This window comes from Sphaerospermopsis kisseleviana CS-549 (assembly GCF_028329225.1).
Taxonomy (GTDB): domain Bacteria; phylum Cyanobacteriota; class Cyanobacteriia; order Cyanobacteriales; family Nostocaceae; genus Sphaerospermopsis; species Sphaerospermopsis kisseleviana.
Genome location: NZ_JAQMTI010000085.1, coordinates 1 through 10967 on the forward strand (window position 1 = coordinate 1; position 10967 = coordinate 10967).

The 10967-nt window shown below is 37.3% G+C and carries 14 protein-coding genes; 9 read left to right on the plus strand and 5 right to left on the minus strand.

Annotated elements, in window-relative coordinates; all coding sequences use genetic code 11:
• Positions 1 to 121 precede the first annotated feature (121 nt).
• Positions 122 to 835, minus strand: coding sequence for a GUN4 domain-containing protein (locus PN497_RS06385; RefSeq protein ID WP_096571935.1), 714 nt, complete (start codon positions 833 to 835; stop codon positions 122 to 124).
• Positions 836 to 1261: 426 nt separating this feature from the next.
• On the opposite strand from PN497_RS06385, the gene PN497_RS06390 reads away from it, so the two are divergent.
• Positions 1262 to 2683 carry an NADP-dependent isocitrate dehydrogenase gene (locus PN497_RS06390; protein ID WP_096571934.1) on the plus strand — a complete coding sequence of 474 codons (1422 nt, stop codon included), beginning with the start codon at positions 1262 to 1264 and terminating at the stop codon, positions 2681 to 2683.
• 181 nt (positions 2684 to 2864) lie between these two features.
• Here the strand turns inward: PN497_RS06390 and PN497_RS06395 are convergent, their stop codons facing one another.
• On the minus strand, positions 2865 to 3095 hold the full coding sequence (locus PN497_RS06395) for a type II toxin-antitoxin system RelE/ParE family toxin (protein ID WP_272109810.1): 231 nt from the start codon (positions 3093 to 3095) through the stop codon (positions 2865 to 2867).
• Between the two features lie 51 nt (positions 3096 to 3146).
• Here PN497_RS06395 and PN497_RS06400 point away from each other — a divergent pair, with 51 nt between their 5' ends.
• The 3 genes from PN497_RS06400 to PN497_RS06410 all read left to right on the plus strand — a co-directional run bounded on the left by PN497_RS06400 (position 3147) and on the right by PN497_RS06410 (position 5102).
• Positions 3147 to 3695 (plus strand): Uma2 family endonuclease, encoded by a 549-nt coding sequence (locus tag PN497_RS06400; protein ID WP_096571933.1) that lies wholly within the window; start codon positions 3147 to 3149, stop codon positions 3693 to 3695.
• Between the two features lie 67 nt (positions 3696 to 3762).
• The gene (locus PN497_RS06405) at positions 3763 to 4338 is read left to right on the plus strand and encodes a Uma2 family endonuclease (protein ID WP_096571932.1); all 576 of its coding nucleotides are present in this window, start codon (positions 3763 to 3765) and stop codon (positions 4336 to 4338) included.
• A gap of 50 nt (positions 4339 to 4388) precedes the next feature.
• On the plus strand, positions 4389 to 5102 hold the full coding sequence (locus PN497_RS06410; protein WP_096572848.1) for a Uma2 family endonuclease: 714 nt from the start codon (positions 4389 to 4391) through the stop codon (positions 5100 to 5102).
• Between the two features lie 8 nt (positions 5103 to 5110).
• On the opposite strand, the gene PN497_RS06415 is transcribed toward PN497_RS06410, so the two are convergent.
• Positions 5111 to 5695 carry an ATP-binding protein gene (locus tag PN497_RS06415; RefSeq protein ID WP_272109806.1) on the minus strand — a complete coding sequence of 195 codons (585 nt, stop codon included), beginning with the start codon at positions 5693 to 5695 and terminating at the stop codon, positions 5111 to 5113.
• A gap of 112 nt (positions 5696 to 5807) precedes the next feature.
• Here PN497_RS06415 and PN497_RS06420 point away from each other — a divergent pair, with 112 nt between their 5' ends.
• Complete coding sequence (locus PN497_RS06420) at positions 5808 to 6530, plus strand: superoxide dismutase (RefSeq protein WP_096571931.1); 723 nt, start codon at positions 5808 to 5810, stop codon at positions 6528 to 6530.
• A gap of 103 nt (positions 6531 to 6633) precedes the next feature.
• Here PN497_RS06420 and rsmG read toward each other — a convergent pair whose 3' ends face one another.
• Both rsmG and PN497_RS06430 read right to left on the minus strand, forming a co-directional pair.
• Positions 6634 to 7383: a 16S rRNA (guanine(527)-N(7))-methyltransferase RsmG gene (gene rsmG, locus PN497_RS06425; protein WP_096571930.1), complete on the minus strand. Its 750-nt coding sequence runs from the start codon at positions 7381 to 7383 to the stop codon at positions 6634 to 6636.
• An 83-nt stretch (positions 7384 to 7466) separates the two neighbouring features.
• Positions 7467 to 8138, minus strand: a complete 672-nt coding sequence (locus tag PN497_RS06430) for an ABC transporter ATP-binding protein (protein ID WP_096571929.1) — start codon at positions 8136 to 8138, stop codon at positions 7467 to 7469.
• Between the two features lie 288 nt (positions 8139 to 8426).
• Here PN497_RS06430 and PN497_RS06435 point away from each other — a divergent pair, with 288 nt between their 5' ends.
• The 4 genes from PN497_RS06435 to PN497_RS06450 form a co-directional block, all read left to right on the plus strand.
• The gene (locus PN497_RS06435) at positions 8427 to 9335 is read left to right on the plus strand and encodes a Sll0314/Alr1548 family TPR repeat-containing protein (RefSeq protein WP_096571928.1); all 909 of its coding nucleotides are present in this window, start codon (positions 8427 to 8429) and stop codon (positions 9333 to 9335) included.
• 140 nt (positions 9336 to 9475) lie between these two features.
• Complete coding sequence (locus tag PN497_RS06440; RefSeq protein ID WP_096571927.1) at positions 9476 to 9928, plus strand: DUF3531 family protein; 453 nt, start codon at positions 9476 to 9478, stop codon at positions 9926 to 9928.
• Positions 9929 to 9958: 30 nt separating this feature from the next.
• On the plus strand, positions 9959 to 10390 hold the full coding sequence (locus PN497_RS06445; RefSeq protein WP_096571926.1) for an NUDIX hydrolase: 432 nt from the start codon (positions 9959 to 9961) through the stop codon (positions 10388 to 10390).
• A 148-nt stretch (positions 10391 to 10538) separates the two neighbouring features.
• The coding region (locus tag PN497_RS06450) for a Uma2 family endonuclease (protein WP_272109808.1) at positions 10539 to 10967 on the plus strand (429 nt) is incomplete at its 3' end.

Consider the following 10967-nt stretch of genomic DNA (forward strand, 5'->3'; position numbering starts at 1 on the left):
GCATTGGGCATTGGGCATTGGGCATTGGGCATTGGGCATTGGGCATTGGGTTATTAATCTTCCCATGCTCCCCCTGCCTCCCCTGCCTCTTCCCTGTCACCTGTCACCCGTCACCTGTCACCTAACCCCACGCAGGATGAGATAAAAGAGAAGCCATTACCCGCACCCCGCGCAGTTGGTTAGAAAGGGGTAGATGACCTCTAGGGGCGCTTAAATCCCAGGTAAACTCGTTGGGGTAGCGAGTCCATTTATTGCCATCCTTCCAGCCGATTTTTGGCCATAAAGTTTCCCAGTTTCTACCCACCCCCAACCAAATTTCTCGCTGTACAGAAAAACCAAACTTACCTTCGGAGTAGACAACCCAAAGATGATTAATTGTTTGTAGATCTTTGATGGGGAAATTTTCCACTTCAGTAAAATACAACCATTTTCTTTGTACTGCTTGGGGTCCTGCCATTTCGCACATTTTTTGAATTGTCAGCAGGTCAGCAGCTTGAAACTCCTGCTTGATGAGTAATTCTTGCAAAGAATTGTAACTGATCCCACGATCTGATTTTAGAGGTACAATTCCTTCAGGAAAGTGAGTTTCTAGAAATTCCTTAGCCGTAGGTGCATCAGAATTGTAGATGACTTGGTAAGCTTTACCATCAATCCAAGTTGCTGGAGTGTCACGACGTTTCAACAAAAATTCCTGCAACACATCTAAACCCTCATTACCCAAGTTAGCTAATTGTGGGATGATTTGTTGTTGGACTTTTTCGGACCCAGCGATTAACTTTTGGCGCAGGGAGTCGATGTCATTAGCAGTGCCTGATACAATCATTGGGTCTGTCATGCCATTACTCGTGTTAGCGTTTCAGTGAACAAACGAATCAGCTATTGGGCATTCTACAAAATGAAGCACAGATAGCGAAAAGTAGTTTACTATTTTTGACCGGACAAAGTAGCGCCGGTTTAACTGCAATCTACGTCTGAGCTACCAATAATTTACCAGGTAAAGCAGGGGATGATCTGCGCCTCAAAGAAAGGGCAGGGTAAGCAGGGGAAGTAAGGGAGGAAAATTAAAAATCAAAAGTCAAAAAACAGGGAATAGGGAATAGGGAATAGGGAATAGGGAGAAAAATTTATTCTGCCTCCTGCCTTCTGCCTTCTACCTTCTGCCTCCTGCCTCCTGCCTCCTGCCTCCTGCCTTCTACCTTCTGCCTCCTGCCTCCTGCCTCCTGTAACTCCTTGAAATTATTCTATTTGGAATGTGTTAACTATGTACGACAAGATTACCCCCCCGACAACTGGCGAAAAAATTACCTTCAAAAATGGTGAACCCGTTGTTCCTGACAATCCTATTATTCCCTTTATTCGTGGTGATGGCACAGGTATTGATATTTGGCCAGCTACAGAAAAGGTGCTTGATGCTGCGGTAGCAAAAGCATACAACGGCAAAAGAAAAATTAGCTGGTTTAAGGTTTATGCTGGTGATGAAGCTTGTGATTTATACGGCACTTACCAGTATTTACCCCAAGATACTCTCACCGCTATTAAAGAATATGGCGTTGCAATTAAAGGACCTTTGACTACTCCGGTAGGTGGTGGGATTCGGTCTTTAAATGTGGCATTACGTCAAATTTTTGACCTTTATGCCTGTGTGCGTCCTTGTCGTTACTATGCAGGAACTCCTTCCCCACACAAAAACCCGGAAAAATTGGATGTGATTGTTTACCGGGAAAATACGGAAGATATTTATTTGGGGATTGAATGGAAACAAGGTAGTGAAATAGGCGATCGCCTCATTTCCATTCTCAACAATGAACTTATCCCCGCTACTCCAGAACACGGTAAAAAGCAAATTCCCCTGGATGCAGGTATAGGAATTAAACCCATTAGTAAAAGCGGTTCACAACGTTTAGTTAGACGCGCCATCAAGCACGCTTTACAACTGCCCAAGGCCAAGCAACAAGTAACATTGGTGCATAAAGGCAACATCATGAAATACACCGAAGGCGCTTTTAGAGATTGGGGTTATGAATTAGCAACCACCGAATTTCGTAACGAAACAGTCACAGAAAGAGAGTCTTGGATCTTAGGAAATAAGGAGAAAAACCCTAACATTTCCTTAGAAGAAAACGCCAGAATGATCGATCCTGGTTTTGATGCTTTAACACCAGAGAAAAAAGCACAAATTGTTAAAGAAGTGGAAACAGTTCTGAACTCAATTTGGACAAGTCATGGTGATGGGAAATGGAAAGAGAAAATCATGGTAAATGATCGCATTGCTGACAGCATTTTCCAACAAATTCAAACCCGCCCAGATGAGTATTCTATTCTGGCTACAATGAACCTTAACGGTGATTATTTATCCGATGCTGCTGCTGCTATTGTCGGTGGTTTAGGTATGGGACCAGGAGCAAACATTGGCGATTCCTGCGCCGTTTTTGAAGCTACCCATGGAACAGCACCAAAACACGCCGGTTTAGATAAAATTAACCCCGGATCTGTGATTCTTTCCGGTGTCATGATGCTAGAATATATGGGTTGGCAAGAAGCCGCAGATTTGATTAAAAAAGGTCTAGGTGCAGCCATAGCTAATGGTGAAGTTACTTATGACTTAGCGCGGTTAATTGAACCACCTGTAGAACCTTTGAAATGTTCTGAATTTGCTGAGGCAATTATCAAACATTTCGGTTAATTGCGGTTAATTTCTATTAACTAAAGGGGCGGGTTTTTCCCGTCCTGTTTGTCAGAATCAGGATGTCCAGGATTTAAGGATGAACAGGATTCAATACTTTTCCATGAAGCCCAAAAAATAAAATTCTGTAGGTTGGGTTGAGGAACGAAACCCAACATTTATAGACAATCGTTGATTATTCCTAACTAAATACATCAGGTAAATTTCTTGCACCATGTACAACACGCACAACCTCTATACCATCTTCGATTTCACGGTAAAGAATTAAGTAGCTTCCAACAGGAAAATAACGCATTTCTGGAGCAATATCAGGTCTTGCTTGACCAATATCAGGATTTTTTGCCAAAAGTTGACTTTTTTCCTCTATTTGGTCAAGAATTTTATCAGCCACTACTTGATTATCAGCAGCAATATATAGTCATAATATCAATAATATCTGTGTTGAAAAGGAGAATAGATAATTATGGTAATGACACCAATTAAAGAAGATGTATTAAAAAAGTATTCCTTAGAAGATTGGATGCAAAGTTCCCCAGAAGGTACAGAATGGGTAAATGGGGAATTATTGGAGAAAGAAGAAGTGACATTGAAACACAGTCGGGTACAAGCAAAACTAGCTACTTACTGGAGAAATTACAAAGATTCTAGTGAACAAGGTGGAGAAGTTTATACAGAAGCACCCTGTCGCACTCATCAACAAGGTCGTCGTTCTGATGTTGCTTATCTTACTCCAGAGTTGATGCAGCAGTTTGGTGAACCTGCTGTTTTACCTCAAAGTTTTCCCCTCGTAGTAGAAATTATTTCTTCTACAGATTTAGCAGAAGATATGATTGCTAAATCTCAAGAATATTTGCAATCAGGAAGTGAGGAAGTTTGGTTAGTCTTTACTGAAAATCAGTGGATTATTGTAATTACTAAAAATCAACGTCTTGTGTTTATTGCTGGTGAAGTAGTGAGGACTCAAACTGTACTAAAAGGGTTTAATATTGCGGTTAATGAATTATTGGGTTAAGAAAGAAAATTAAGATTTAAAAGTAGTATAAAAACGATCAAATTAGTATTTAAATAGGTGATTTTTTATGGTTATCAGTCCTTTAAAACTCAACCTAGACAATGTTAATTTAACCGATGAACAGTTTTATCAACTATGTCAAAAAAACAGTGATTTGCAATTTGAACGCACTGCAACTGGAGAATTAATTATTATGCCACCAGTGGGAGGAGAAAGCGGAAATAGAGAAGCAGAATTTATTATAGATTTAGGTATTTGGAATCGGCAAACAAAACTCGGTTATACTTTTAGTTCTTCCACTATATTTAAATTACCAAATGGGGGCGATCGCTCTCCTGATGCAGCTTGGATTAAAAAAGAACGTTGGGAAGCATTAACACCTGAACAAAAACGAAAATTTCCCCCTATTGCACCAGATTTTGTCATTGAATTAAGGTCAGTAACAGATAGTTTAGAAACTCTGCGTCAGAAAATGCAAGAATATATGAATGCAGGGGTAAAACTGGGATGGTTAATAAATCCGCAACAACAACAAGTAGAAATTTATCGTTTAGGAAAAGATGTGGAATTGAGAAATTTACCCACAGAATTATTAGGTGAAGAGATATTACCAGGATTTAGTTTGAGTTTAGATTGTTATTAAAATCTCAAGTAAAGTGTTATAATTCCATATCTCAACTAGTAGATACAATCATGATTGAGCAACTTCTAATCAATAGTGAAATTGATAATTGTGATGTACCAGATGCCAACTTGCTAGTCACTGAAGATGATACACCTGTGGATAATCTCGCATCTGAAAAACAACAACGCCTTTTAGTCGGTTCCCTTTACAGTTCTTTACAAAATCAGATTTTTTTAGCAGCAGCTAATGTAGGTGTTTATCATACTTATGGTGAACCTGCCATAGTTCCTGATATATTTGTCAGTTTTGATGTGAAAACTCCTGAAAACTGGTGGGAAAAACAAAATCGTTGTTATCTAGTTTGGAAATTCGGTAAATCACCAGAAGTTGTCATTGAAATTGTATCAAATCGAGAAGGTGAAGAACTAGATAAAAAACTGCAAATTTATGAAAAAATGCGAGTTTCTTACTATATTGTATATGACCCACATCAAAATTTAGGAGCAGAAGTTTTAAGAATTTATTCTATTCAAGGTAGACGTTACGTAGAAACTACAGATAAATGGTTAGAAGATATTGGTTTGGGTGTAACATTATGGAATGGAGAATTTGAAGGTAGAAATGATTCTTGGTTGCGTTGGTGTGATCAAAATGGTAATGTTTTACTAACTGGTGATGAACGTGCGAAAATAGCAGAAGAACGCGCTGAAAATGCAGAAGTTCGCGCTCAATTATTAGCAGAAAAATTAAAGGCTTTGGGTGTAGACCCTGATAGTATTTAAGTGTGATTTTAGGATTCTAAATTTAAAGGATGTGATTTTTCAACCCAACGCCGAAATAACTCGACAATAATTCTCCATCTTCCCTGATTTTCTGCAATCACATCATGACGGGTTAAAGTATCTAAAGCTGTCTGTAAATTACCTTCATCTATTCCCGTCAACTCAACCAAATCATTTAAACTTAACCCTTGGGGAGATTTTGCCAGATGACTTAAAATTACTTGTTCAGTATTACCATTTTCCCCAGCTTGACTCCACACACCATGAAAATAATTCCTACCTCCGGTAAAAAAATCCGGTTCATTCACAACTGCGTCTACATCTTCCACTGTAAAAACTGGGTCGCGGTTTCTTCTTTGTTCAAAGACAAAATCATTATATAATCGCACTAAATGAAAACCTACTAACTGCACTAAATAAGGTTGTCCGTGGGTTAAATCATAAATTTTATCTAGTCCTTCTGGTGTGTAGTCTAATAAAAAATCTTCAATAGCTGGGTTAGCTAGAATGTGACTAGTTGCACCACGACTGAGAAAAGGCACAGGAATATTAATCACACTCCCAAAAAAGGGATGAAAATAATCTGCGGTCATTTCATCTAAGGTGTGCAACCCTGCAAAAGCAAAAGCAATTTGAGGAGATTCTTGTAATTTTTGCAGTTATGATCTAAAACAGTGTGCAAATCTACCAACTGCAAAAAGACTTATGAGTTTAAATCGTCGTCATTTCTTGGTTTTACTGGGTGCTAGTGCGGGTGCTTTTCTTCTCGATAGTTGCGCTTCTGCGGAAACATCAACCCCCAGAACATCAACTATTGAACTACCTCCTTTACCCTACGCTTACGACGCACTAGAACCACATATTGATGCAAGAACAATGCAGTTTCATCACGATAAACATCATGCAGCTTATGTGAATAACTTAAATAAAGCTTTGGACAAATACCCAGAACTGAAAAACAAAACTGTTGAACAACTACTGCAAAATCTGGATAATGTCCCCGCAGATATTAGAACTACAGTCAGAAATAATGGTGGTGGTCATGTTAACCATTCAATGTTCTGGAAAATCATGAAACCTAATGGTGGTGGTGAACCGACTGGAGAAATAGCAACTGCAATTAATGATAATTTTGGCAGTTTCGCAGATTTCAAAAAGCAGTTTAATGAAGCTGGTGCTGGTCGTTTTGGTAGCGGTTGGGTTTGGTTAGTTCGCAATAAAAATGGTAAGTTAGAAATTACAACTACTGCAAATCAAGATAGTCCTTTAATGGAAGGTAAATATCCCATTTTTGGTAATGATGTTTGGGAACACGCTTATTATTTAAAATATCAAAATCGTCGTCCTGAATATTTAGATGCTTGGTGGAATGTGGTTAACTGGGATGAAATTAATCAACGGTTTGCAGATGCAAGTAAAATAGAGTAATTCGTAATTCATAATAATTCATAATTCATAATTGGTAATTGATTTATAAACACAACCAATTACCAATCACCAATCACCAATCACCAATTACCCATTACCTAATTTACAAAGGTTTTTGTGTTGGTATACCCACAGGACGAGGAAAACTCACAGGTGTATGTTTTACCTTCCTTAAATATAAACAATGACGAATACTATTACTTAAAGGAGTGGTAAACTCATCAATCAATTCAACTTCTCCCCCTAAATGATATACCGCATTTTCTAAACTTTGATTTTCTTCCTTTGTCCAACTTCCCCGATAAATAACTGCTAAACCACCTTTTTTCACTAAAGGTAAACTATATTCAGCACAAGCAGAAACACTACCCACTGCACGAATCACAGCTAAATCATAATTTTCTCTATGTTTACCTTCCTGTCCAATTTCTTCCACCCTCCCGACAATTGTTTTCGCATTGATAAGAGCAAGATCCGTTAAAACAGAGTCAATAAAATTAATTTTTTTGCGAGTAGAATCTAACAAAGTCACCTGAGAATTAGGGAAAATAATCGAAATTGGTAAACCAGGAAAACCAGCACCAGTACCAATATCAATTACGGATGCACCTGGATGAAGAGAATCAATAAAATGCTGTTTTGGTGCAACTCCCCTTAACGAATCCCAAAGATGTTTTTCCCAAAATTCTGACGCTTCAGTAATGCGCGTTAAATTCACATAATGATTAGCTTCAATAACCAATTCATAGAGTTTTTGTAATTGATTTTGTTGGTCATTTGTTGGTTGCCAATTTAACGTTTCTTGCCAAACTTCCACCATTTCAAGTAAACTAAAGACGGACTCTAAACTCATATTCACTCAATTAATTATCTCAAAATCTTTGCGTTCTTCTCTGCGACTCTGCGTGAAACTTTTTAAGTTTTAATTCAAATGTTTCACTTCCCAACTGTTTCTGCAATTTTCTTTTCTAAAGTTTTAGGATCAACAGATTCCAAAACACCATGATTTAAAGTCCAACAACTGTCCGCTATTGGTAACATATCCCCTGCATCATGTGTAACAACTAATAAAGTCCAATCTTTTTTCAATTTTGCTAATAAATTTATTAATTGACGACGAATAGACCAATCTAAACCGGCTGTAGGTTCATCTAATAATAATAAATTTGGTTGGCGAATTAATTGAACTGCTAAAGCTAAACGTCTTTGTTGTCCACCGCTTAAAGCATGGGGTGAGGTAGAAAATGATAAATGATCTAATCCTACTTCTCTGAGTGCTTGATGAACTCGTTCTGTACCTAATTCGGGATGTCCTAAACGCAATTCTTCCAAAATTGTACCACCGCAAAAGTGCCTTTCGGGAAATTGAAAGACAATTCCCGCTAATTGTTGCAGTTGTTCTGAGATTAGTGGTTGTTCTCTCCAAAATGCAGCACCGGAGGTAGGTTCAACTAATCCTGATAAAATTTCTAATAAGGTGCTTTTACCAGAACCACTAGGACCTATGACTAAACCTAGCTGCTGTGGTGGTAATTCCAGGTTAATAGATTTAAGAATTGCTGTGGGACAAGCTGTGGGGTGATAAGTTAGATTTCTGAGATAAAGCATTTGTTAAAATTACCAGATAGTCAGCGAACAACTGATGGACTAAAAGCAAAGTTACGTAACCAAAACCTGATCCAGCAGCAACAAACATTCAACTTTTTCTATTTTGACAGAATTACACAAAAAAAAATCGCTACAATCAGCGAGGAAACCTGATGAATTTTCAATAGTCTAGATAAATTGGATTTTTTTGGATTTTTTTGCTAAGACAGAAGCGTTTTTTGGTTAAGCATTTTTTGATTTTAAGTAATACATAAGACAAGTTCAACCGTAATAATTCTGTGTTTTATTATGTCTACACATTTTTTAGGATTTCCTCTGGTTTCTAAAGTTGCTTTTGCTACTACGTTAATCTTAAATTTGTGGGTAAATCCCTCATTAGCGGGTGATCCATTTCGCAGTAGTGAACCTCATAAAATTGGCGATCGCACGGAAGCAGCGTTTAAAGCGATTTTCCAACAAGGAAATTATCCTGTTGCAGAGGATCACCTGAAAAAAGCGATCGCTGATGAACCCGATGAACCTTTAGCTTATGCTTTAAAAGCATCTTTAGCTTATACTAATCAAGATTTAGTAGGATTGGAAAAGTACAGCAAAAAGACTTTAGAAGCTGGACAAAAATTGATTGCTACTAACCAATTACGTGGCAATTTATACACTGGAGTAGGCAATTTTTTAGAAGGTGCTGTCATTATTACCCGTGAAGGTACGGTTAATGGTGCATCAAAGGCATTTACTAGGTTAACAAGAGTGTATGAATATTTAGATAGAGCAGAAGCCATTAATGCCAATGATCCAGAGTTAAATTTAATTAAAGGCTATATGAACTTAATGTTAGCCGTTAATTTGCCTTTCATTAGTCCTGATCAAGCGATTGAACAACTGGAACAAAATGCAGCACCTGGATATTTAGTAGATAGGGGTATTGCTTTAGCGTATCGGGATTTGAAAAAATATCCCCAAGCATTAAAATATGTGGATCGTGCTTTGAAAAACACCTCTGATAACCCAGAAATTTATTATCTCAAAGCGCAAATACTGTATTTACAAGGTAACAAGGAAAAAAGTCAGAATGTGGTTAAAGAAGCGATCGCATATTTTGAGAAAGCGTTAACCAAAAAATCCCAACTTCCTGCTAGTCTAGTCAAACAAATTGAATCCGAACGCAACCAGGCTAAAAACCGACTCAATAATATATGATGATTTAGTCATTAGGAAAGAAGGGAACAGGGAACAGGGAACAGGGAACAGATAATTATTTATTCTCTTTCCCAATCACCAATCACCAATCACCAATCACCAATCACCAATCACCAATCACCAATCACCAATCACCAAAAATGTACATTCAATTCCGCGAATTTAATCCCTTTGACGTTTGGTTCTGGATCAAATTTAGTACCATTCCTTCCCAACAAGAAAAACAATATGTAGAAGAAGTATTTAACTCTTGGTTTTATTTGGGTAAACTAGGAGGGTTCAACGCTGAAAACTTGCAAGTTCAAGAAACTGGTTTGGATTTAAGCTACATGGATTATGATAACCAAGGTTATGATCAAAGTATGTTAGCTTTAATGCACAACATGGGTGAATTTGAATATGAAGGAAAATGGGGAAGATGCTGGTTTGATTTAGGAACAAGTGATGCGATCGCCTTAGATATTCTCATCAACGCACTATCTCAATTAAGTGAAGAATACGTCACCATAGAAGCATTATATTTAGGTGGTGAAAATGAAGATTGGCCAGTAGAAGATAGTGAAACTCGCGCTTATTCCCTTTACGATAATTAATCATTCAAATAACAACAATTACTCACAACAATGAATCAACCAGGTGAAATTAGAGTCATAGTTTTAGCATTAATTAAAGACGGTGACAGAATCTTTGTTTCTGAAGGATATGATCCGACCAAGCAATCAACATTTTATCGTGCTTTAGGTGGAGGAGTAGAATTTGGTGAAACCAGTCGCATAGCATTGGAACGAGAATTTCAAGAAGAAATACAAGCTGATTTAACCAACATTCGTTATTTAAGTTGTATCGAAAACCTGTTTATATTCGATGGTAAACAAGGACATGAAATCATCCAACTTTATCAATGCGACTTTGCAGATCCGAAATTTTACCAAATTGAAAGTTTAACCTTTTCCGAAACACCAGAAAAGAAACATCGTGCTTTATGGGTAGAAATTGAGAAGTTTAAATCAGGAGAACTAAGATTAGTCCCAGAAATCTTTTTTGATTATTTGTAAGCATTTAGCTATCAGTAATCAGTAATCAGCTTTCAGCAAAATCAAAACCTTTCCAGATACCTGAATTATTAAATGAGTCGGGTATCTATTTCATCAAACACACAAAAATGCTATAATTAACTAATAGCATCAACAAAGAGAGTGAACTATGTCTACTAAACTATTAACCAGACGTTTCACAGTTGAACAATATCATCAAATGAATGCAGCAGGAATTTTAACAGAAGATGATAGAGTAGAATTAATTAACGGAGAAATTATTGAAATGTCACCAATAGGAAGAAAACACGCAAGTTGTGTAAGAAGAGTAATTAGTACATTGTCTCAATTGTTGCTTTCATTAGCAATAGTTGATTCTCAAAACCCCATAACTTTAGATAATTTTTCCGAACCGCAACCAGACATAGCATTACTTAAACCCCGTGCAGATTTTTATGAATCTGCACATCCTCAACCATCGGATGTATTTTTATTAATAGAAGTTGCAGATAGTAGTTTTGAATATGATCGAGATATCAAAATTCCCCTTTATGCAGCTAATGGTATTGTAGAAGTTTGGTTAGTTGATATCATCGAA